Annotated in this window: 22 protein-coding genes; 6 read left to right on the forward strand and 16 right to left on the reverse strand. The window is 50.8% G+C overall.

Features of this window, described 5'->3' with window-relative positions:
* Window positions 1-31: 31 nt before the first annotated feature.
* Together RBH76_05410 and RBH76_05415 are read right to left on the reverse strand one after the other, a co-directional pair.
* The gene (locus RBH76_05410; GenBank protein WMJ84858.1) at window positions 32-163 is read right to left on the reverse strand and encodes a hypothetical protein; all 132 of its coding nucleotides are present in this window, start codon (window positions 161-163) and stop codon (window positions 32-34) included.
* Window positions 164-275: 112 nt separating this feature from the next.
* Entirely contained in the window at window positions 276-509 is a 234-nt protein-coding gene (locus RBH76_05415) for a DLW-39 family protein (GenBank protein ID WMJ84859.1), read from the reverse strand.
* Window positions 510-794: 285 nt separating this feature from the next.
* Between RBH76_05415 and gluQRS the strand changes: the two genes are divergently transcribed.
* On the forward strand, window positions 795-1,760 hold the full coding sequence (gene gluQRS / locus RBH76_05420; GenBank protein WMJ84860.1) for a tRNA glutamyl-Q(34) synthetase GluQRS: 966 nt from the start codon (window positions 795-797) through the stop codon (window positions 1,758-1,760).
* Window positions 1,761-1,904: 144 nt separating this feature from the next.
* Window positions 1,905-2,759, forward strand: coding sequence for a patatin family protein (locus RBH76_05425; GenBank protein WMJ85206.1), 855 nt, complete (start codon window positions 1,905-1,907; stop codon window positions 2,757-2,759).
* Here the strand turns inward: RBH76_05425 and RBH76_05430 are convergent.
* Both RBH76_05430 and RBH76_05435 read right to left on the reverse strand, forming a co-directional pair.
* Entirely contained in the window at window positions 2,728-3,666 is a 939-nt protein-coding gene (locus RBH76_05430; protein WMJ84861.1) for a DUF6179 domain-containing protein, read from the reverse strand. The two genes, RBH76_05425 and RBH76_05430, sit on opposite strands and share 32 nt — an antisense overlap.
* Before the next feature lie 26 nt (window positions 3,667-3,692).
* On the reverse strand, window positions 3,693-4,196 hold the full coding sequence (locus RBH76_05435) for a DUF6323 family protein (protein ID WMJ84862.1): 504 nt from the start codon (window positions 4,194-4,196) through the stop codon (window positions 3,693-3,695).
* 262 nt (window positions 4,197-4,458) lie between these two features.
* On the opposite strand from RBH76_05435, the gene RBH76_05440 reads away from it, so the two are divergent.
* Window positions 4,459-5,013, forward strand: a complete 555-nt coding sequence (locus RBH76_05440; protein ID WMJ84863.1) for a biotin transporter BioY — start codon at window positions 4,459-4,461, stop codon at window positions 5,011-5,013.
* On the opposite strand, the gene RBH76_05445 is transcribed toward RBH76_05440, so the two are convergent.
* The gene (locus tag RBH76_05445; GenBank protein WMJ84864.1) at window positions 4,958-5,989 is read right to left on the reverse strand and encodes a biotin--[acetyl-CoA-carboxylase] ligase; all 1,032 of its coding nucleotides are present in this window, start codon (window positions 5,987-5,989) and stop codon (window positions 4,958-4,960) included. The genes RBH76_05440 and RBH76_05445 overlap by 56 nt on opposite strands.
* 188 nt (window positions 5,990-6,177) lie before the next feature.
* On the opposite strand from RBH76_05445, the gene RBH76_05450 reads away from it, so the two are divergent.
* Entirely contained in the window at window positions 6,178-6,672 is a 495-nt protein-coding gene (locus tag RBH76_05450) for a GNAT family N-acetyltransferase (protein WMJ84865.1), read from the forward strand.
* Window positions 6,673-6,754: 82 nt separating this feature from the next.
* Here RBH76_05450 and RBH76_05455 read toward each other — a convergent pair whose 3' ends face one another.
* Window positions 6,755-8,524 carry a peptidoglycan DD-metalloendopeptidase family protein gene (locus tag RBH76_05455; protein ID WMJ84866.1) on the reverse strand — a complete coding sequence of 590 codons (1,770 nt, stop codon included), beginning with the start codon at window positions 8,522-8,524 and terminating at the stop codon, window positions 6,755-6,757.
* A gap of 541 nt (window positions 8,525-9,065) precedes the next feature.
* On the reverse strand, window positions 9,066-10,670 hold the full coding sequence (locus RBH76_05460) for a penicillin-binding protein 2 (protein ID WMJ84867.1): 1,605 nt from the start codon (window positions 10,668-10,670) through the stop codon (window positions 9,066-9,068).
* Between the two features lie 357 nt (window positions 10,671-11,027).
* Between RBH76_05460 and RBH76_05465 the strand changes: the two genes are divergently transcribed.
* Both RBH76_05465 and RBH76_05470 read left to right on the forward strand, forming a co-directional pair.
* Complete coding sequence (locus RBH76_05465) at window positions 11,028-12,329, forward strand: phenylacetate--CoA ligase (GenBank protein ID WMJ84868.1); 1,302 nt, start codon at window positions 11,028-11,030, stop codon at window positions 12,327-12,329.
* Window positions 12,330-12,343: 14 nt separating this feature from the next.
* Window positions 12,344-12,766: an ACT domain-containing protein gene (locus tag RBH76_05470; GenBank protein WMJ84869.1), complete on the forward strand. Its 423-nt coding sequence runs from the start codon at window positions 12,344-12,346 to the stop codon at window positions 12,764-12,766.
* 125 nt (window positions 12,767-12,891) lie between these two features.
* Here the strand turns inward: RBH76_05470 and RBH76_05475 are convergent, their stop codons facing one another.
* The 9 genes from RBH76_05475 to glmM form a co-directional block, all read right to left on the reverse strand.
* On the reverse strand, window positions 12,892-15,186 hold the full coding sequence (locus tag RBH76_05475) for an ATP-dependent Clp protease ATP-binding subunit (protein WMJ85207.1): 2,295 nt from the start codon (window positions 15,184-15,186) through the stop codon (window positions 12,892-12,894).
* Between the two features lie 114 nt (window positions 15,187-15,300).
* Window positions 15,301-16,026, reverse strand: coding sequence for a CvpA family protein (locus tag RBH76_05480; GenBank protein ID WMJ84870.1), 726 nt, complete (start codon window positions 16,024-16,026; stop codon window positions 15,301-15,303).
* 236 nt (window positions 16,027-16,262) lie between these two features.
* On the reverse strand, window positions 16,263-17,420 hold the full coding sequence (locus tag RBH76_05485; GenBank protein WMJ84871.1) for a DUF5711 family protein: 1,158 nt from the start codon (window positions 17,418-17,420) through the stop codon (window positions 16,263-16,265).
* A 93-nt stretch (window positions 17,421-17,513) separates the two neighbouring features.
* Window positions 17,514-18,284 (reverse strand): tRNA pseudouridine(38-40) synthase TruA, encoded by a 771-nt coding sequence (gene truA, locus RBH76_05490; protein ID WMJ84872.1) that lies wholly within the window; start codon window positions 18,282-18,284, stop codon window positions 17,514-17,516.
* A 36-nt stretch (window positions 18,285-18,320) separates the two neighbouring features.
* Window positions 18,321-19,133, reverse strand: coding sequence for an energy-coupling factor transporter transmembrane component T (locus tag RBH76_05495; GenBank protein ID WMJ84873.1), 813 nt, complete (start codon window positions 19,131-19,133; stop codon window positions 18,321-18,323).
* Window positions 19,126-19,995: an energy-coupling factor transporter ATPase gene (locus RBH76_05500; GenBank protein ID WMJ84874.1), complete on the reverse strand. Its 870-nt coding sequence runs from the start codon at window positions 19,993-19,995 to the stop codon at window positions 19,126-19,128. The genes RBH76_05495 and RBH76_05500 overlap by 8 nt, the downstream gene beginning before the upstream one ends.
* Entirely contained in the window at window positions 19,992-20,846 is an 855-nt protein-coding gene (locus RBH76_05505) for an energy-coupling factor transporter ATPase (GenBank protein WMJ84875.1), read from the reverse strand. The genes RBH76_05500 and RBH76_05505 overlap by 4 nt, the downstream gene beginning before the upstream one ends.
* Window positions 20,847-20,918: 72 nt before the next feature.
* Entirely contained in the window at window positions 20,919-21,782 is an 864-nt protein-coding gene (locus tag RBH76_05510; GenBank protein ID WMJ84876.1) for a class I SAM-dependent methyltransferase, read from the reverse strand.
* Window positions 21,783-21,833: 51 nt separating this feature from the next.
* Window positions 21,834-23,180 (reverse strand): phosphoglucosamine mutase, encoded by a 1,347-nt coding sequence (gene glmM, locus RBH76_05515; protein ID WMJ84877.1) that lies wholly within the window; start codon window positions 23,178-23,180, stop codon window positions 21,834-21,836.
* Window positions 23,181-23,201: the final 21 nt, after the last annotated feature.

Here is a 23,201-nt window from a genome sequence, read left to right on the forward strand (position 1 = left end):
GAAGCCCACACTCGACAAATTTCACACCGTTTTAATCTAAAACCGGCTGAACACCTTGTGGAATTCTGTTTGCAGCAAAATACGAATAAGCCTTGCCAAAAAAGTAAAAGGCAAAGCTAAAGTAATAATAAAAGTATTTTACTGTAGACAGGTTTTGTTTCATGGTGTTACGCTCCTATGAAGGAATTGTAAATATGATAACACAGATCGCATCCAAGATAAAAGAGAAAAATGCAACAATGTTAAAGCTGAATCAACGCTGTTTCTTATAGGTTTTAACTATTTTCAATGTCAATTAGCGTTTCTGGTGGCACCTCTTCTTCCGTTTCAGGCGATGAATCGGTGGCGGTTGGCGACGGCTCACTTGTCTCTACTGGCGCCTCGGCAGCGTCATCATAAATGACGTCAGTGACAATTTCGGCGTCATTCTTATTTTGAGTGGGCATCAGTTTTTTGGCAACCAGTGCAGCGGCAGCCGCCACAGCGGCCAATAGTAATAATTTTTTCATGCAAAGCATCTCCTTTCGTTTTCGGGCAAACGGCAAGATTGTTGCCCTTTAGTATCCCGCAGTTATTGTATTATAATTATTATAACCTGACGGTGTGAATATTTTTAAACTGAGCTATAAACTTTTTGGAATGTAAACCAAGCGACATATATCGGTTTAATACCATTCGCCGAACTCAAAACACCTAATAACAACAGTCCCTGTTATTCTCTGGCTGGTAGCCGCTTGACACAAAAGCCCACCGATCTTAAAATTAAAGCATAAAACAAAAGGGAGCGACGGTAAATGGCACAGATAAAAGGCAGGTTTGCCCCAAGCCCCAGCGGCAGAATGCATCTTGGCAATGTTTTTTGTGCATTGCTAGCATGGCTGTCGGTCAGAAGTCAAAATGGAAGCCTGCTGCTACGCATAGAGGATCTTGATCCCGCACGCTGCCGCATTTCCTACGCTGAACAGCTCGAAGATGACCTGCGTTGGTTGGGGCTACCATGGGACGAGGGTGGTCTTCATGCGGCAGGCCCGCACGCGCCCTACTGCCAAAGCCAGCGCAGTGCGATTTATGAACGGGTGCTCACCCAATTGGCCGAGCAGGAACAGCTCTACCCCTGTTTTTGTAGCCGTGATGAACTTCACGCGGCTTCAGCCCCACATCGCTCCGACGGGCGTCTGTTATATAGCGGGTGCTGCCGCAGCCTGACCAAAACCCAGCAAGCGGTGCTTTTAGAAAACCGCCGCCCCGCTTTGCGCATTGTGGCACCGGACGAAGTCTTTTCTTTTACGGACAAAAATGGTTGTTTGTTTTCAGAAAATTTGCACGGAGACTGCGGAGACTTTATCATCCGACGCTCTGACGGTGTTTTTGCCTATCAGCTGGCTGTTGTCATAGACGACGCTTTGATGGGGGTCACCGAGGTTGTGCGTGGACGTGATCTTCTTGATTCTACCCCACGTCAGCTGTTTTTATACCGTGCGCTTGGGTTTGAGCCACCTGAGTTTGGTCATCTGCCGCTGTTGCTGTCCCCCGATGGCAGACGCCTTTCAAAGCGCGACCGCGATATGGATATGGGGGTCCTGCGACAGCGCTTTACGGCACCGGTACTTTTGGGTCGTCTCGCTTTTCTCGTCGGGCTGATTGACCGCCCGGAACCGGCCACAGCACAGGAACTGGTTGCGCACTTTTCATGGAAATCGATGCCAAATAAAGACATAACCGTTTCCCCTTCTCTTTTTCCACCGGAGTATTCGCCTTGAATCTGCAGTTACGGATGGATAGGCAGTCTGGCGAGTTGTAATCAAGGCATTTCTGCTATAAGCCGAAATCTTCGCTGCTTTTTTGTTCAAAATATGCTATTATATTGACACAAGGAATATTTAAAACAGGGAGATGTTTTGTTGATGAAGACCGGACTGGTTTTAGAAGGCGGCGGCATGCGTGGCATGTACACCATCGGTGTGCTCGACCGCTTTTTGAACGCCGATATCTCTTTTGATTATGTCATCGGTGTTTCGGCGGGCGCCTGCAACGGTGTTTCTTACGTTGCGCAGCAAAAGGGCCGAAACTACCGCATTAATACCCGCCATATTCTGGATAAGCGCTACATAAGCTTTTCAAACCTAGTACACGAACGCTCACTTTTCGGCATGAACTTTCTGTTCAAGACGGTGCCCGATGAGCTGGATCCCTTTGATTATGAGGCTTTCTTAGCGAGCCCCACCGAGTTTGTCGTTGGGGTAACCGACGTCAATCTCGGTCGCCCGGATTATTTCACCAAGGAAGCACTTGACCACGATTCCACCGCCCTGTGCGCCTCATCGTCTATTCCCTGCTTTTCACCAATGGTGTCATTTCGCGGTAAACAGTATCTCGACGGTGGTACCTCCGACCCCATCCCGTTTAAAAAAGCGTTGGCCGACGGCTGCGATCGGTTGGTCGTGGTACTGACTCGAGATCGTGCCTACCGCAAGCAGCCTGAAAAACTGCGCTCGCTCTACAAAGTGATGTACCGCAATTATCCCGCACTCATTGAGCTGATGGATCGCCGCTATCTCATCTATAATCGCACACTAGAGGATTTGCGCGCACTCGAAGCCGAGGGGGATGCCCTCATCATCGCCCCTGAAAATCCGCTTGAAATCGGGCGATTTGAAAAGGACCCCCATCGGTTGAGCGCTGCTGCGCAGTTAGGTTATCACGACGCCATCGCTGCGGAAAAGAAAATCAAGGCGTTTTTGTCCGGCGAGACGTTTTGATTTTATCCGAAATATAATTCGTAAGCGCTTGCTCCCATCCAGTGGGCGAGCGCTTTTCTTTTGACCTGTTTTGCACAAAACGATAAAGCAGTGCCAGTTCAGACCTTCCCATCAGCTCAAAAACGGCGATGCTTTCATCTTCCCAGAAGCAAACGTCTAAAACCTCGGTCATATCGCGCAAGCTACGTACCGTGGATGTGACCAGTGCCGCTTTCTCACCGGCACAGCGGCAGTCATTTAGCTCCTCAATAAGCGACCGCAGCGCGTCATCATGTGCTACTTCGCCTTCAGTATACTGAAACTCCTCCTGCGCTAGTAACGCGTTCAGGCGCGCTTCCTCTTCTTTGCGCCGCAATGGCACCGCCCGCCCCTCGACCATGAGCGCTCTGAGATAGGTGTTGACATAATCGATGCCCTGCAAATCTTCCGAGATGGGTGTGTCTAAAATATAATCAATGGCGCAGGGGATATCATGCGCGAAAAACCACAGGTCATAGCGCTTAAAAAACTGTCCAATACCCGATAGTGTCTCTTGCAGCGCAGGATCATCAATATCCGACAGTAGCGACTTTGCGTGCTTGAAAAGCTTTTGCCCCATCTTGACACGCCGCTCGGCCTCGGCCTGACCGATCAGCAACAGCGCAGGTAGCGACGTATCCGCCGGCAGCGCAGCTAGATTGAACCCTTGCGCTTCGCACCCCAATGCCAGCGTATAGCGAATGGATTCAAGCAGTGTCTGCGCCATTTCCACCGTTACTGAGCTGCTCTCTCCCATGGTATACCGCTCAGTACGCATAGCTAACAGTTTAAGCAGTGCTGCATTAAAATCTCCGCCTGTTTGTACAGCATTACGCGCTGGTAACTCTTCAGGCACAAAAAGCTGCATCAGCCCCTCGTTTTCGTGCATGGAATTCGCTCCTCCCTTTCGGCTGATCAATACTCCTCGTCCCAATCATCTTCATCGATGCCCTCATCATCCTCCTCATATGAGCCAATGATGCCGTTCTTGGCATATCGGGCATTGCGACAAAGTGCCTCTAGGGAGGTGTCACCCAGATAATCGAGCGAACCCTGACAGGGTCCATCAAAATTACTGCGCATAAATTCAATCAGCTCATCGTCAGAGAACGTATCGAGCGACTCATTTTTATAAAAATAAAATAACTCCTGCAACGTCGCAATACTCTCCTCATAATTCTCCTGCGTGATATAAACCGAATCGCAAAACGCCTCAACCAGTTTTGAGAGAACACCGACCCCAAATTCGATTCTCCCTGTGCTTTGCAACACCTCAAAACGCTGCGCGACAAGGTTGGTGATTTGTGTCTCAGAAAGCGACAAGCCGTATCGCCCTGCGAGATGGTTACTATCCCTTAATTCTGCCATCGCCTGAGACTTCTGCATCGTCACCAGTGAAAGTGCATGCTGGTTATCCATAGTTATGCGCACCCTTTCTTTGTAGCATGAACTTAGTTTTCTGCTGACTCTATCATATGCACCGTTACAGTCAATTACAAGTCTTGAAATTTGGTTCAAATTGTGGTATGATAACGTTAGAAAATTAATGATGCACCGGCTTTTAAAGCCGGTGCATTGTTGTTTTTAGCGCTATTGTAAACCTTTCGATAAATAAGGTTGACATATTTCCATTTTTATCGTATACTGCAATTCAGAAATATGCTTGTAAAGGATGATCCCCATGACTGAAAATAAGATTACGACGCGTGAATTGACCTTTATGGGGCTGATGACCGCCATTATGTGTGCGCTTGGCCCGCTCTCCATTCCACTACCGGGGCTAGTACCCATCTCGCTGGGTACGCTGGTCATCTATTTTTATCCCTATCTGCTCGGCACCCGCAGAGCCGCGCTGTGCTGCCTGATCTACATTTTGCTGGGCACAGTCGGGCTACCCGTTTTTTCAGGTTATTCAGGCGGCCTACCAAAGCTTCTGGGGCCGACCGGTGGCTATATGCTGGGTTATTTTTTCATCATTCTGTTTGAGGGTTTGGCAATCAAGCGTTTTCCAAACAACCGCCTGATTCATGCATCAGGCATCATCCTTGGCACCGTCTGCTGCTATCTTATAGGTACACTCTGGCTTAGCCACCTACTGGGTCTCACCTTCACTAAGGGGCTTGCCGCAGGCGTTATCCCCTTTATTCCAGGGGATATCGGAAAAGCGACCGCCGCACTGCTTATTGCGCCGGTTCTTCGCACCCGCCTACAAACGGCAGGGTTGACGCTGCATTAACAGGCCGAACGCTGACCTCTCCAGAACGCAAGGTAACCCGCTCCCCATTTTGCATCCTCACAACCAGCGCGCCGTCATCGTCGATTTCTTCGGCAATGGCGGCGAATTTTTCGCCTGCACGCGAAAAGACGATCTCCTGACCGAGCAACATGGAACGACTGCGGTAGTCGGATAAAAATGCGCGGGTAGAAAGCTCGCCCCATAATGTAAACAGTCTGTTGATAATCTCGGCGACCAGGCGATTTCGTGAAATGCTGGGCTGCTCTGCCCCAAAAAGCGTACCCGCTACCGCCGCCACCTCCTCAGGCAACGCAGTTTCGGGCTGTTTAAAGTTGATGCCCAAGCCGATAACAACGCTTTCAATCGCGCCACTTTCAAGGTCGGTAACTGCTTCGGTGAGAATGCCGCAAAGCTTTTTACCGTCCAAGTAAATGTCATTGACCCACTTAATCTCAGGGCGCATCGGGGTCAACGCTTCTATGGCGTGGCACACCGCCACCGCTGCTGCCGTGGTAAGCAGCGTTGCGTCTGAAATTTGCTGCGGTGTGGGCTTTAGCAACAAGCTCATATAGACGCCACAGCCCGGGGGTGAAAAAAAACTGCGCCCAAACCGCCCACGTCCCATTGTTTGCTGATCGGCAACGATTGCGGTAAAGTGCCCGCCACCCAGCATAGCGCGGCGCTTTGCTTCAAGATTTGTAGAATCTATCGTTTCAAAAACAAAAATATCTCTTTCGCTTAACTGAGACATAACATGGGGCCGGATACCTTCAGCCGAAAGCAGATCGGACTGTTCCCCCAACCGATAACCGCGGTTAGTGGTTGCCGATATTGGGTACCCTTGCGCTTTAAGGCTGTTGATTGCTTTCCACACCGCCGCGCGGGAAACGCCCAGCTCCTGCGCCATCTGCTCACCTGAAATATCCTGTGCGCGGTGCGTTTCCAACATGGCCAGCACCGCTTTTTTTACCGACATATTAAAGCCTCCCCTTGCTTTGATACCGTTGATTATACCTATTCCCATCCGTTCCGTCAACCGAAACAGTGTAAGAGGTTGACATCAACGATCAGGATTCTAGCCTACAAAATATATGTTGGCTTGCCGAATCAATCATTTTGTGCCATAATAGCGCTATAAATCCGTTGTAGAAAGCAGGTTAGGCCATGGAATTCAGAAAGGCGGTCCCCTCAGAGACATCCGAAGTTTTTAAAATTTATCGTGAAGCAATCATCCGCATGCAAGCATCCGGCATTGATCAGTGGGATGATATCTACCCCACACAAGCAGTTATCGAACAGGATATCGCCAATGGTGAAATGACTATCGGCCTGATGGACGGTATCATTGCTTGCGCTTTTGTTCTCAACGACGAACAATGGGAAGGCTATGAAGGTGGCAATTGGTTATACTCTAGCCTATGTTTCTCAGTCCTGCACCGGCTGTGCGTCAACCCCATCTATCAGGGGAAGGGCGTCGCCAAGCAAGCCATACAATATATCGAAACGCTTCTAAAAAGCGAAGGAGTTGACGTTCTCCGGCTTGATTCATTCCCTAAAAATTCAAATGCAATAAAGCTTTATGAAAAGCTAGATTACATAAAAGTTGGCGAAACCACCTTTAGAAAAGGCCTCTTTTATCTGTACGAAAAGAAACTCTGACATAGAGCGGGCCTCTTTTACCACATAAAACGGCGCAAGGCATCAGCCTTGCGCCGTTTTAAATATTCTTGCAAACGCCAAATCACGAATAGGGGTTGCGGGTGCCGATATAGTTGGCGGGGTTCATATACTTACCGTTAATTCGCACCTCAAGATGGCAGTGCGGTCCGGTCGCACGTCCGGTACGACCGATAGCGGCAATCAGCTGCCCCTGCTCAACCCAGTCACCAGCCTTAACATATAGCTTGGAGTTGTGGCCGTAAAGCGTCTCAACGCCACCGCCGTGATTAATAATGATGTGGTAACCATAACCGGTTGAATTATAGACCGCCTTGGTCACCGTTCCAGACGCAGCAGCATAAACCGCAGTTCCGGTGTTAGCTGCGATATCCATTCCGGTGTGGCCCCAATAACCATAGAAGCCACAACTGACATAGCCGCCGGCAACCGGCCAGATAAAGTTGGAACTGGTACTGTGCGCCGAAGAGGGTAGCTGGGCAAGCGGCGTCTTGCCACCCACCACGACTTTCTCATTGATCGGTTCTTTGATCACCCGAGTATCTAGCACGGTACGATCCACCTCAAGGCCGTCAATATAGGTAACCTCGCTGATTACAAGCGAAGTACCCTTCTGTCCCTTTTGGGTCACCTTGACATAGCCTTGGTATCTGCTGGTGTCCTGAATTTGTTCAATCTTAAAATTAACTTCTTCCTCGACCGTTTCTTTTCGGACAACCTTGACTTCAAGCACCGGCACCGACTTTTTGACCAGCACTTCCTGCCCGACCAACAGCGATTTTTCAATATCGGGGTTGAGTTGCTTGAGCTGGGAATAAGGAATGCCGTTTTTCTGCGCAATGATGATGGGCGCGTCACCCTGGACGGTGGTGTAAATACGCTGAGCCTCTTCCTCACGGTTAACCTCATCCTGCATCTCACCGATATTCACCACTGAAGTCACCGGATAGAGCCCGTCACGAGCCTCGACATCCTTGACAAACTCCACCATTTCATTAGACTGTTCGTCGTCCGAACGATATTGGTTCTTAATGGTATCAAGTAACGACAACAGCTGACGACGCTCGGTAACCGCCCCTAAAAAGCGGTTGTCAACATATAATCCTGTCGCCTGCGCCAGCTCGTTACCAGAAGCCTTAATCAATTCGTCGGTCAGCCGGTCTTCAGAGAGCAAATCTCCTTCGCGTACAGCGGCAATGGTGAATTCCGGTATGGTATCCTCAGGTTTAATGTAATCCTCAAACACGATACGGCCCAGCATCTGCTTTTCGGCGTTTTCAAACACCGATTCGTCTGCAATATAGCCAATTTCCTCGCCGTTGTAGAAAACGCGCAAAGCAAAGGTCATGTTGAGGGCGCCGTTAATCACGATAAGGAATACGGCAGCCGCCAAAACCGGCGCAACATAGTTAATTGAACTGAACAACCGCGCAACGGCCCGTGTGATAAATGCCGCTGTCACCATGGCCCAATAACCAATCAATGTGCCCAAGCCCCGTTTTCGGGCAGCAGCGCTGCCACGCTTTAACGTTCGCAGCAGGTCGATGGTCAAGTCAAACGACAAGCTGTTTCGTACCGAAAAAATGCGCACACTACAAAAAAGCCTGTGACCTATGGCACGCAGCAAAAGTCCAAGCATATCTCTGACGTTTCGCAAGCCGCGCTTGAAGAAACGGTATTTTCGAATATGCAGCAGCCCGATAAAGCATAAAACACGCAAAACTCTTTGCAGCATTTTTTGCGCAAGCGCTTGCAACTTATTTGAAGATGATGCTTGCGCAGGCTTTGCTTCAGCAGAATGATCTTCAGCAATTCTGCGATTTTTGTCGCTCAAAGCACCCTCTCCTTTCCAAATTGTATAAAGTTTAGGAAACGGTATAGTTTAATATACCTCTTTTGGTCATGAAAATCAAGTCAACTAGAATGGTAACCGTTTCCATATAAAAATAATTGATATTTGTCCTGTTCTCTTTAACGTGAGCTATTATAGCAACTTTCTCATAAAATCTCAATACAAAACCCGCATGTGAAAACAAAATTTACATATTATCATATTTTAGCCATATGGCTTCGTCACTTTTTCCAATCTTTAGCGCCGATCTTTATAATTTAAGTGTCAATTTTCCCTTAATTACCGGATAAAGCGCAGTCTAAAGACACAATTAAATGTAACTTGGTTCATAATTATACTGAGAGTTTTGAATATTAGAGCTTTTTAACCCAATCCCTCTTATTAATAATATATTAAGGTGCCGGAAAATCTGCTTCTCTCCCGCAAAAAGTTATTCATACTGCCTGTTTTAGTTTTGTTAGAGTGCGAATAAGACCAGCCGGCCTACTTACCTCTTGTAACGCGGGCCCACCTAGAGCCTACTTTATTTTTGCTTTAGTTCATAAAGTCCGTCGGCAATTTCCTTAAAAACTGGGCAGGCTACATCCGAGCCGGAATCTCCCCCCTCGACCAGCACCACAATGGTGTACTGTGGCTGCCCGGCGGGATAAAAACCTGAAAACCATGCGTGGACAATCTCTTCACCATCCTTAAACTGACCTGTTTGCGCCGAGGCGGTTTTTCCGCCTGCTCCACCGTGCTCGGGCTGGGCGTTTTTGCCGCTGCCTTCGTTCACGACATTGACCATCATGTCTTTAACCTGCTGTGCAGCTTGCTCACGAAAAACAAAGCGAGGAGAATAGGTCGCCGTGGCGGTTGTGATCTCCTTACCGTCTGTGGTGGTGCCTGCCACCAGCCTCGGGGTGACAGCGCCTCCGCCATTGGCAATAGCCGATACCAATGTGGCCATCTGAATCGGTGTGGCGGTTAGCACACCCTGCCCAAAACCAAAGTTGGCCACCGCTGCCGGGGCGCTAAGCTCCTGTAAGGTGGGCAGGCCGCCTGCGGCAGTAAAATAGCCCGGTGCTGCTTCAAACCGGCTGCCAAACCCCAACTGTTGCGCCTTATAAGCCAGCGCTGGTCCGCCGATTTCCAGCGCAAGCGAGATGAAATAGGGATTACAGGAATGGTTCAGCGCTTCCTGCATATCCAACGTGCCATGTCCGTTGAGATTGTGGCAGTGAAAAATTTGATCCACCACCTCAATCTTTCCAGGGCAGAAATAAGTTCTCCGGGGGCTAAACCCCGATTCTAGCGCAGTAGCAGCCGTGAGAATCTTAAAGGTGGATCCCACACTGTAAGCAGCGAAAGCGCGGTTAAAAAACGGCATGCGTTCGTCGGTCAGCGCCTCGGCGGGATTATTTGGGTTATACACAGGAGCACTGACCGAAGCAAGAATATCGCCGGTGTAGGGATCCATAATTACAATAGCGCCACAATCGATACCTTTAGCGGCCTGTTCGGCAATTTCCTGAATGTCATGGTCGATAGTCAAAACCAGCCCCGCGCCGTTTAGATAACCACTGTCCATAATCTCAGGCGGAGATGTTTCAATGCCGCGTTGTAAAGCGTCGGTGGCGTAGCGCATCTGCACCACTCCGCCGGCCGAAGTCAGCAGCGAATCGTAAGCGCGTTCAAGTCCCGAGGCACCCTTCCCCGTCGCGGGGTCGATCTGTCCGATAATGTGTACGGCGGGCTGCTCGTCAAGATAACGCTGTGGTACTGGAAAAACTTCAAGCCCCTTGGCATAAAGTGAGGCGGAATCCACCTCCCACAAAAACGGGCGCATCTTGGTCAGCTGCTGCTGCAGCTCGGCACGCTTAGTAATTGGTGTAGCACGCATCAGCACATTTGCCGCCTGCTCATTGGGCAGCACCGCGGCCACGTTTTTGGTGTTGATACCTGTAATCGGTCGTAGCTTGCGGTCGTAAATCATACCGCGTGTCTCGGCGACCTTTAGCACTGTTGCCGATTGCTGATGAGCTGCCTCGATCAACGGCTCAGTGACCGCCAACAGTGAAATTCGCGCAATGAGCAGGCCAAATAGCAGAATTATCAGTGAAAACACCGCAAGAAAACGCTTATACATAAGGGTTGTGCCTCCAAAACTGTTTGACACTATTGTGGGCGTTTCACGACAATTTAATACTTAATGCATTTGGTCGACAATGTATGCCGTATTTTTAAAGATCAACTGTGATAGCACTGCCATTTAGGTACTTTGATCGCAAGGAGGGACATAACGCCAGTCTCACTTTATCAGCTAAGTACCACTCATGCTTTGTTTGTATTGACATATCGCTTTAAAGTGTTATAGTAAATGTTAAATATCAGTCATCAGGCTTTTCCGAGGAGAGTTAGCTGACTAGCACCATATGCGCAGGTCGACGCGCTGGAATTTGGATGTATTACGCGCGGTAAACTTGGCATCGAGGAGGATATCAACATGAAAAAGCCGTTCTGGAACCAGATGGAATCCGCACCCCAACACGAGATAAAATCGATGCAGTCACTACACCTGTCGCAAACGGTGCGACACGTCTATGAAAATGTTTCATTTTACAGAGCAAAGTTTGACGAAGCCGGTATCTCTCCCGAGGATATCAAAAGCGTTGACGACCTTTCTAAATTGCCGTTCACTTACAAGCAGGATCTGCGCGACAACTACCCCTATGGGCTGTTCGCCGTACCGATGGATAAGGTCGTGCGCATCCACGCCTCGTCCGGTACGACAGGAAAGCAGACGGTTGTAGGCTATACTCAAAATGACCTTAATGTGTGGAGCGAGTGCGTCGCGCGCGCGCTAACGGCCGCTGGCGCCGATTCAAGGGACTTTGTGCATGTCTCCTACGGTTACGGACTGTTTACCGGTGGTATAGGCCTGCACGACGGCGCTGGCAAGATTGGTGCATCGGTCATTCCGGCCTCAACCGGCAATACCAAGCGACAGCTTCAAATTCTAAAAGATTTTCGCTCCACCGTGTTGTGCGCCACCCCTTCTTATGCGCTGTTTTTGGGTGAAGCACTGCAGGAGGCCGGTATTTCGCTGGACGAAATATCGCTCAAATGCGGTATTTTCGGCGCTGAACCTTGGACGCAGGAAATGCGACTGCGCATTGAGGCGCTACTGGGAATTAAGGCTTATGACATCTACGGCCTGTCTGAGATTATGGGCCCCGGTGTCTCTTATGAGTGTAGCGCTCAGTGCGGGATGCACATCCATGAGGACTTTTTCATCGCTGAAATCATCGACCCCGTCACCGGCGAGGTGCTACCCGATGGAGCCAAAGGCGAGCTGGTATTCACCACGATTTCTAAAGAGGCACTGCCGCTCATTCGCTACCGTACTCGTGACATCACATCCCTTACCCGTGAAAAATGCACCTGCGGACGCACGTTCGTCCGCATGAATAAAGTCTCGGGCCGAAGTGACGACATGCTCATCATCCGCGGGGTCAACGTCTTCCCTTCGCAAGTGGAGTCGGTGCTGCTCGAACTAGGTATGCCGCCGCACTATCTGCTCATTGTTAATCGTAAGGGGTCGCTTGACACACTTGAAATCCAGGTGGAAATGGACCCCTCAATGACCTTTGACGCCGTACGCCTGATTGAAGAGAAGGAAGAAACCATCCGCCACGCGGTGGAGTCGACACTGGGCATAGCAGCTAAAATAACGCTCGTTTCTCCCAGCACCATTGCCCGCAGCGAGGGTAAAGCCAAACGTGTCATTGACAAACGCGTATTTTAAAGGAGGAAATTGTTATGACCATCAAGCAAATCTCTGTCTTTGTGGAAAACCGCGCCGGAATTCTGGCGAACATCACCTCCGCCCTTGGTAACGCCGGCATCGACATTCTAGCTCTTTCGGTGGCAGACACAACCGATTTCGGTGTGCTGCGTCTCATTGTCAACGATCCTGTACTAGCTGCCCAAACATTGCACAGCGTTGGTTACCCCGTTTCGACCACTGAAGTCATCGCTGTCGCCATCGCGCATCGTCCCGGTGGTTTGTCCGCAGCACTGGCTGCGCTCGGTACTGAAGTGGTGGTGGAGTACTGCTATGCATTCATGGGGCGCGATCCCAAAAATGCCGTGGTCATCCTACGCCCCGATAACAACCAAAGAGCCATTGCGCTGTTGGAAAAGGGCGGGTTCAATACGCTAAGTGAAGACCAGCTTTTCTAACATAAAATATTTTCTTCGGGAAAGCGCTCTAGGGGACATTGCCTAAACTTTGAAAGAGTTTTGTTGCCGAAACACAAAAGCCAGGACAAGAAAGCCTTACACTTTCTGTCCCGGCTTTTTTAATGTTATGCCGTTAACAGTGTTAATTTTTCATTTTTGGCGGTGACGCTAACCAATGCGGGGACATCTGCACCGGCATCCACAATCAATCGCGTCAGCGGGTCTTCGACCTCGCGGCGGATAACCCGGCGAATGTCTCTCGCGCCCGCTTTCTTTCCGAAAGCGCGCTGTGCAATCAGCTCAAGCGCAGATTCATCGTAGCCAAACGTAATGCCGCGCCGCTTCAACGGAGCCTTAATTTCGTCGAGCATTAAAGCAGCGATGCGCCTGAAATCTTCAACACGCAAGTTTTTGAACACTACAATTTCGTCGATACGCGCGAGAAACTCGGGGCGCAAAAAATCTGAAAGGGCTTTCATCGCCCGGTCACGCGAGACCTCGTTGGGCGATTTATCAAAGCCGACCGAGCCGCCCTTGATATTGGAGCCGGCGTTAGAGGTCATGACGATAACGGTATTCTCAAACGACACCCGTCTGCCCTGTGCATCGGTGATGCGTCCCTCGTCGAGAATCTGAAGCAGGATATTGAGCACATCGGGGTGTGCTTTTTCAATCTCGTCGAACAACACAACCGAGTAGGGCTTTCGGCGTACCTTTTCGGTCAGCTGCCCCGCCTCGTCATATCCGACATAGCCGGGCGGTGAACCGACAATGCGTGAGACCGAATGTTTTTCCATATATTCGCTCATATCGATGCGGATGAGCGGTTCAGTGGTGTCAAACAATGCCTCGGCAAGCCGCTTGACCAGCTCAGTTTTACCAACGCCGGTCGGACCGACAAAGATAAACGAAGCCGGGCGCCGCCGGTCAGAAAGCTGAACACGGGTGCGGCGTACTGCTGCGGCCACCAGGTCAACCGCCTCATCCTGCCCAATGACATGTTTTTTAAGCGCGTCGGTCAGTTGCGAAACCTTGGCCAATTCGCTTTCTTTGATCTTAGCCGCAGGAATACCGGTCCATAGCTCAATGACGCGAGCGAGATCGTCCACCGTCACAGCGCGACCCAAGGCCACCGGCTCCAGCGCTTTGATAGCAGCCTCCAACCGCAGAAGCTCGCTGCGTATCTGCGCAAGATTGGCATAATCAACCTCTTGCGCTTGGGTCAGCTGCGCTTCCTGTTGGCGCAATTCTTCATAATCACGGTTTTTCTGCTCATATTCTGCCAGCTCCATGTTATCCAGTGTGCAGCAGGAACAGGCTTCATCTAACAGATCAATCGCCTTATCAGGCAAAAAACGGTCGGTGATATAGCGTTCGCTCATCTCCACCGCCTGCCGTGTGACCTCATCCGACACTTTAACACGGTGAAACGCTTCATAATAGCCCTTGATTCCGGAGAGCACCTCCACCGTTTCCTCAATGGAAGGCTCGTTAACCGTCACCGGCTGAAAGCGTCGCTCCAGTGCAGCGTCCTTTTCAATATGCTTTCGATACTCGTTGAAAGTGGTCGCACCAATCACCTGAATTTCCCCGCGTGAGAGGGCGGGCTTTAGGATGTTAGCGGCGTTCATCGAGCCCTCGGCATCCCCTGCACCGATGAGATTGTGAACCTCGTCGATAAATAATATCACATTGCCCTCGGCCTTGATGTCCTCAACCAGCCCTTTGACACGGCTTTCAAACTGACCGCGAAACTGCGTCCCGGCAACAAGCGCGGTGAGGTCCAGCAAATAAAGCTGTTTATCCATCAGGCGGGGCGGCACGCTGCCCGAGGCCAGACGCTGTGCAATGCCCTCCGCAATAGCCGTTTTGCCCACGCCCGGCTCACCGATGAGACAAGGGTTATTTTTCTGGCGGCGGTTTAATATCTGCATGACGCGATAAACCTCTTTGTCGCGCCCTATAATGCGATCTAATTTACCGTCTCTGGCCTTTTGGGTCAGGTCGTCACAATACTGATCTAAAAATTTGCGGGTTTTGGCCTTCTCACGCTTGGGGCGCTCCCGCTCACGGGTGTTTTTCGTCGGAGGGGTAGCCTCAACCAGCTCGGTCGGCTCATTCTCCTCGGCGGCGGCTTCTCCACCGGTTAATGAGGTCATAAAATTCTGTAAAAAGCCGGGTATCGGCATAGCGCCGCCCGGTTCAAAATCACCCTCCGAGCCAAAGAGCTCGCTCATATGGTCGGAAATATTTTCTATGTCATCCTCGGACATGCCCAGTTTGTCGATCATTTCCTGCACCTGAGGAATATGAAGTTCACGAGCACACTGAATACAGTATCCCTCGTTGACAGGCTGCCCATTTTCAATTTTGCTGACAAATATCATAGCCATTCGCTGCTTACAGCGGCTGCACAGCATATTCATTGGATATCACCCCGGTTTTGTGGAATTTTATATATGTTATAAGAATTGTTTTTATTTTAGCAGTCAGTTGTGAACTGGCAATGAAGCAAGCTTTTACGTTTTTCTTATTTATATGAGTTTTATCGTCGAATTGACCCAAGGCCCGGCTGTATAAAAATGTTTGAAAATGATTGTATGCTCAATCATTTCGGCCGAAACTGGCCCGAACTTACCGCCCGAGGCCGAAATTAAAAACCACAGCACAGCTGAGATAACGAACACATACAGCATACCCTGTATTGCGCCTAATACCCCTCCGAGAAGCTCATTGAACATGCCGATAACCGGTAAATGATTGACAGTTTTCAAAAGCCCTGCAACGATATTGACCAACATCATCAACAAGCTGAACATGATAAAAAACACCACTACCCGCAGCAGACCGATGGCAATCGGCGCAATAATGGTATTGGTTATAGCGGCGGTTACCGTTGCAGCATCGCTGGTAGCCAGCTGCTGATACCACTGCCCAACATAAATTCCCAGCTCGGATTCAAGCGCTGAGGAAAGCATTGCGGGCATTTCACCTGCCAAATCTTCTATGCTTTTGGCAAAGGCCGCCGCATCGGCAGCGGTGAAAGAACCAAGATGTTCTGCCACCATAGTAGATATTTTTTCATTAAAAAAATGCTGGTAAATAACTTCCGCTGCTGGCTGGCTGTAGGTAAGTGCGATAAACATGGCCCCCAGCGATCCGAGCAATACGACAATAGTGTTTAAAAAGCCTTTTCGGTAAGAGGAAATAGCAAAAGCGGCAATAATTCCTACCGTCAGCGCATCCAAAATCCACGACATCCGAATTTCTTCCTTTCTGTCCGGGCAGCTTCGTTACGCTAAGCCCGCAGCACCAGCTGCATAGCTTTAATGTCTCCCCAATGTCATAAAACCGCCGATAGAATCAACAGGCTAGCCTCCTATGTATCATTGATACCTAAATAGAATATTGTTAAACCGCTGCCACGGCTAACATAATCACCAACCAGTTGATGTGTGTACGCCAAACTATGCGCCATCGCTTCAACTTCTTAATCCTATCTTATGGCGGCATGGTTGATCTGCTGCATGGTTGCATAATAAAGTCTCTTTCCTACCACCTGCGCGCAAATCGCATCCTGCGTTTCGGTGATTTCCTCCTTTTGTAGCTGTGCGTTAAAGCGAACCGCCCGGTCACCCAAAAAAGCGATCAGCCCGTCGTTATAAAAATGCAGACTTTTAATGTTTCGGTCAAAACTACCCTCCGCCGTCGGCACTGCGTTTTCGTTTAACAAAACCAGTCTGACCGTATGCGCCGATTCATAGTCACCGACAGCCAGTGCCACGGCACCATCAGGCGAAATGGCAAAACCTGCGATGTGCTCATCCGACAACGAATAGCTGTTTTTCTTTCCGCCTATGGCGGACAGACTATGTACTGCCCGGTCGGTGACCGCGGTGGCCCCTACTCCTTCGGATAGCGAGAGTGCCAATAGAAGCTCATTCGAAAGTACATGGGTGCAGCGCTCCTGACCGGTTGAAATTTCAAAAGTGGTCACCACCGATTCAAGTTCGCCGCCGTTTACACCCACACCGCCCACCGCAATATAGCGCGCATTTTTGTCCAGTGCCAGATTGTAGATAATCCGCTCGGCCGAAACCCATAAAAACTGTTGTGTATAGTTGGAATCGTAGACAATAACCTGTGACTGATCGCCCAAAGCCGCCGTTGAGACGGCGCAAGCACCTGTGGGGGAAATGACAGCAGCATAAATCGGGTAGTCAAACTCATGCGAAAATACCACTGTCTCTCCCGACCGCACCTCTAAATCATATCCGCCACGCGAATAGGTTAAAAGATAACGTCCGGCAGAAACTGCCAGGGTGTTTTTGCCCACCGTGCGCTCGTCTATCACCTGCTTGCCCGCCTGATTGTACACCGAGAGCGCGTTTTCGGTCACCAACACAGCACGATGGCCAACCGATGTAAGCTGCTGCGGTTCAGACGTAATTTCTATGGGATAGCCCGTTTGGTCAAAAAGCATAGCGATGGTATCCGAAAGAATCACGCCAAAGCCGTGCGAGGCAATATCAAAACGCAGAGCGTAGGTTACCACGGCGACCGTAGTAACCAGCGCCACCACAAACAAGCGCCGCACGGTTTTCTTCAAGGCATATTTCTTGCGTTCTTTTTCAAAATCGGTGGTTCTGCCCACGCATGCGCCTCCTTTCAGGTACCATTACAAGTTAGGACTAGGTAAAAACTAACACAAAGAAATAATCAGCCTCGCCACTGGCTAAATATCCTTTTATATGTCGGCTTTGTCGACAGCCGAAAATAATTCGTCGTAATAGACCTCCATTAGCATTAGCCCACGCGCAGGTGCTGTCATACCGGCCCAGCGACGGTCTCTCGAAGCGATGATATCAGGGATACTATCAGTCTCAAGATTGCCCTGCGCAATGTCCAGCAGCGTGCCGGTCATGATTCGCACCATGTTGTAGAGGAACCCATTGCCCGCGACCGAAAATTCTATGAGATCACCACAACGCGTTACCGAACAGTCAAAAATTGTGCGTACGGTGTCCACAATCGATGAGCCGCTATTCTGAAATGCAGCAAAATCAAAGGTGCCAATAAATTGTTGCGCCTGCGCATGCAAAAAATCGACATCCAGGCGATAAGGAAGGTGAAGCGCCAACCCCTCATAAAATGGATCGCGAACCGATCTGTTCAAAATGCGGTAGCAGTAGCGTTTGCCCTTGCAGGAATAGCGCGCGTGAAAATCCTGCGGTACCTCGCAGCAAGCTGTCGCTGCAATGGTCGGTGGTAACTTAACGTTTAAGGCTGGCACCAGCCGCTCGCATGGGATACGGTTGTCGGTAAAAAACGAAACACAGTACATCGCGGCACTGACCCCAGAATCGGTGCGGGAGCAGCCCTTGACGTCGGGGCGGTGCTTTAATACCGCTTCCAGCGCATCCTGAAAGGTCTGCATTATAGTGGGGGCATTCTTCTGCACCTGCCAGCCGCAAAACGTCCGACCATCAAACCGCAGCGTCACCAGTAAATTTCGCAAAACAACACCTCATGGCTCAATCAATAAAAATCAACCTCAGTACATCGACGGGAATATAAAGTTCAGCGCAATGACCAACGTCACCATAAGCAGTGAGAACGCCAATGCCCAAAAGTCCCGCGGAGCATATATAAGCTGCTTCATGCGTGTGCGGCCCTCGTCGCCATGGTAGCAACGACATTCCATCGCCAACGCCAGCTCGTCCGCACGCCGAAACGACGACACAAACAGCGGAATTAAAATCGGAATTAGCGCCTTGGCCCGGTCAATCAGTCCGCCCGATTCCATATCGGCTCCACGCGCCTTCTGCGCCGACATAATTTTATCCGTTTCTTCGATCAGCGTCGGGATAAAGCGCAGCGCGATGGTCATCATCATGGCCAGTTCGTGTACCGGTACGCGCAAGCGCTTCAGCGGCGACAACAGCCGCTCAATCGCGTCGGTAAGCGCAATCGGCGAGGTGGTATAGGTTAAGAGCGATGTACCCGCAATCAGGCAGATGATGCGAATCACCATCAATACTGCCAGCAGTACACCCTCGCGCGTTATTTTTATAATCCAGAGTTCATAAACTGGTGTGCCTTCAACAAATATCATATTGAGCACCGCGGTGAACAGAATAATTGGCACCACAGGCTTGAGACTATTTTTAACCATCACCAGCGGGATGCCTGAAATGAGATAGCCCGCCAGCCCCACGGCGGCACAAAGTAGCAGCCCCGCCATGTTGTTGGTAATAAACAACGCCGTGATATAGCACATGGTCATGATAATTTTCATACGCGGGTCAAGTCGGTGCAAGACCGAATCGCCAGGGAAATACTGGCCGATGGTAATGTCTTTAAGCATGTGCGCCACCCGCCTTTCCCAACGCGCGCAACAGTTCTCGCCGCGCGGCCTCAACGGTATAAACCTGCGTGCTAACGTCAAATCCTCGGTTTTTAAGTTCCATAAAAATCTTGGTCACTTGCGGGGCCGCAAGACCCATGTTTACCAACTCTTCGGTACGCGAGAACACCTCTTCAACCGTACCATAGGCAAACAATTTCGAGTCGTTAACCACCAGCACTTTCTTAGCGTGGCGCGCGACATCTTCCATGCTGTGCGAAACAAGCAGCACCGTGCTGCCGGTTTTTTTGTGGTATTGATTTATCTGGCCAAAAATCTGCTCGCGCCCCTTGGGGTCAAGCCCCGCAGTAGGCTCGTCTAAAATCAGCACCTTCGGGCGCATGGCTAGCACACCCGCGATGGCAACGCGGCGCTTCTGCCCGCCCGAAAGCTCAAACGGTGATTTTTGCATCACATCGGGATCAAGGCCAACAAATCCGGCAGCCTCATGGACGCGATCTTTGATCTCCGCGGCCGACAAACCCATGTTTGTCGGGCCAAAGGCGATATCTTTTTCAACCGTCTCTTCAAAGAGTTGATACTCAGGATACTGAAACACCAGCCCGACAAGAAAGCGAAATTCCCGAATCTTCTTCGGGTTGGCCCAAATATCCCGCCCAAAGATCGAAATGGTGCCGGAGGTCGGGCGAAGCAGCCCATTTAAATGCTGGATAAAAGTCGACTTGCCCGAGCCGGTGTGCCCAATGACCCCAACAAAATCGCCCTCTTCTATCTCCAACGAAAAATCGTCCACCGCAATTTTTTCAAACGGCGTCCCGGGGGAATAGACGTAGCTGACGTGGTCGACTTTTACCGCAATCATGCTTTTGCCCCCTTTGTGGCCGAAAGCAGCTTCGTGAGCGCTTCGACACATTCTTCGTCGGTAATGATATCCTTAGGCAAGTCGATGCCGCTGCGGCGCAGCTCGTAGACGATTTCGGTGGCCTGCGGCACATCGAGCCCGACTTGTTTGAGCAACGACACGTGTGAAAACACCACTTTTGGGGTATCGTCAAGCAGCACTTTGCCACCATCCATAACCACCACCCGCTGACAGGCGGCAGCTTCGTCCATGTAATGCGTGATCAAAATAATGGTCACGCCAAAATCGTGATTTAACCGCGTAATTGTCTCCATAACTTCCTCGCGTCCGCGCGGGTCGAGCATCGCGGTCGGCTCGTCGAGAATAATCAACTTTGGCATCATCGCGATGATCCCCGCAATGGCGATGCGCTGCTTCTGTCCACCCGAAAGCTGGTGCGGCGCGTGCAGACGGTAGTCATGCATCCCCACTTCATTAAGGGCTTCATCCACCCGCTGCCGAATCTCATCGGGCGGGACGCCGAGGTTTTCAAGCCCAAACGCCACATCCTCTTCGACGATGGTAGCGACAATCTGGTTATCAGGGTTTTGAAACACCATACCTGCCGTGCGGCGTAAATCTAAAAGCCTGTCCTCGTCAGCGGTATTGATGCCGTCTACGTAGCAAACGCCACCCTGTGGCAGCAAAATGGCATTTAAGTGCTTAGCAAAGGTCGATTTGCCCGAGCCGTTATGCCCGAGCACCGCCACCATTTCTCCATGTCGCACAGTCAGGTTCACCCTGTCCAGCGCAGCTTCATGCTCGCCGGGGTAGGTAAAAACCAAATCCTGAGCGCTGATAATGTTCTCCATAGTACTCCTTCTTTGCTTCTTGGTGCTCCCCGCCCGTTAACAGCGGTGGAACCCGAAAGTGAATGGGGTATTTCATGCTTGTCCAGCCCAAATAGCGGTGGAACCCTGCGGCAGCACCAGCCCGTTTGATGACACCGGCAGACCGATTTCAGAGGCGGTACATGTCCCGTTATTTTTGCCCGCAGTCACCGAGAGCAGATATTGCATCACCGAAGGCGAAAGCCCAGTGGTGTAGGAATTCAACAACAAAAACAGTGCGTCGGGAGATAGGAGCTGCGTCACAAGACTGCAAAGCTCAAAGATATTATCTTCCAGTTTCCAAACCTCGCCGCCCGGCCCCCGCCCATAGGAGGGCGGATCCATAACGATGCCGTCGTAAGTGTTGCCGCGGCGAATTTCGCGTTCAATAAACTTTTTGCAATCATCAACAATCCAGCGAATCGGCGCACTTTCTAGACCCGACAGCTTTGCGTTGTCGCGCGCCCACTGCACCATACCCTTGGCCGCATCAACATGTACAACCGAAGCGCCCGCCGCTGCGCAAGCCAGCGTTGCGCCACCGGTGTAGGCAAAGAGATTAAGCACCTTGACCGGGCGACTCACCTTTTTGATGGCGTCGGCCATATAGTCCCAGTTTACAGCCTGCTCAGGGAAGAGGCCGGTATGCTTAAACCCTGTTGGGCGTATCAAAAAGCGTAGGTTTTTATAACTGATGGCCCATTCGGCCTTTTTGAGCGTCCGCTGTTCCCATCTACCCCCGCCCTCGGCGGAACGGTGGTAACGGGCGTCAGCCTTCTCCCAGCGCGCGCCCTTTGGCGTGCTCCAGATCACCTGGGGGTCGGGGCGAGCGAGCAATACGTCGCCCCAACGCTCAAGTTTTTCGCCCCCGCTCGCATCTATCAGTTCAAAATCTTTCCAGTCGGCAGAAAATCTCATCCGGTTCTCCTTATTAATTGAAAATCCAGGCCCCTCTTGAATGGGACAATCTCAAATTAAGTGTGTGCTGATGGCGGTGGCAATATCGTTGGCCGCCTTCTCAATTTCGTCGGCCAATTCACCCTCAACCATCACCCTTATGTACGGTTCGGTACCGGAGGCGCGCACGACCACACGGCCCCGCCCCTGTAACGTCTTCTGCCAGCGGTTAATCTCGCCGCAAACCGCCGGATGGGTTTCCAGTGCGGATTTCATGCTGGGGGTCGCGTTCACGTTATGCATAATCTGAGGGAATCGCTTCATTTCGCCGCCCAGTGCCGACAACGGCTTGTGGGCAGCGGCTAACGCATTGAGCAGCATCACGGCTGAAAGCTGACCGTCACCCGTGGTGGCGTGCTCTAAGAATATCATATGACCCGACTGCTCGCCGCCTAGTGAAAGGTTTTTCTCACGCATAACCTCCAGCACATAACGGTCACCTACTTTTGTGATTTCGGTTTTTGTTCCGCGGCTTTTCATCAACTCAAAAAATCCGAAATTAGTCATTGAAGTGACCACAACGGTATCGTCATTCAGCTTACCTTGGGTGGAAAGATAGGCGCTAAGAATCGAAATCAAAACGTCGCCATCAAGCAAATTGCCCTTTTCGTCCACCGCCAACAGGCGGTCAGCGTCGCCGTCAAAGGCAAGCCCCGCAGTATAACTACCCTTTGTCACGAGCGGCGCAAAGCGTTCGATATGGGTGGAGCCGCAGCCGTCGTTGATGTTTACGCCGTCCGGCTTGTCGGCCAGAAAATCGGCCTCAACACCCATCGCATCAAACAATCTTTTTGCGGTCGCAGCAGCGCTGCCGTTGGCACAGTCTATCAGCAGCCTGCCCGAAAATCCGCCAGCGTAAATATTAGCGATATAATTAATGTAACTGCTCACGGCATCCTCGGCGCTTTTCACGCGGCCCATGCAGTTGTGGGTTTTAAACTCATAAGGCTTGGTTCCATCCAAGATAATGGCTTCGATCTCGGCCTCCTCAGCGTCGGTTAGCTTATAGCCGCTTGCGCCGAACAGCTTGATGCCATTAAATTCATACGGGTTATGGCTGGCTGAAAGCATGACCCCCGCATCCGCTTTATAGTGCTGTACCAGATATGCCACCGCTGGCGTAGGCACCACTCCCAGTAGCAAGACATCCGCTCCGACCGAGCACAGGCCTGCCGTCACTGCGGCCTGCAGCATATCGCCAGAGATACGGGTATCGCGCCCGATGACCACCAGCGGCTTTTTATGCGTTTCCGCCGCTAACACCATCGCTGCCGCCCGCCCAATATTCATGGCCAGTTCGGTTGTCAGTTCAATTCCGGCCACACCGCGTGCGCCGTCGGTTCCAAATATTCTTCCCAAAGTAATTCCTCCCCTGCCGGG

The sequence above is a fragment of the Oscillospiraceae bacterium MB24-C1 genome (assembly GCA_030913685.1).
In the GTDB taxonomy this organism is placed as follows: Bacteria; Bacillota; Clostridia; order Oscillospirales; family Ruminococcaceae; genus Yanshouia.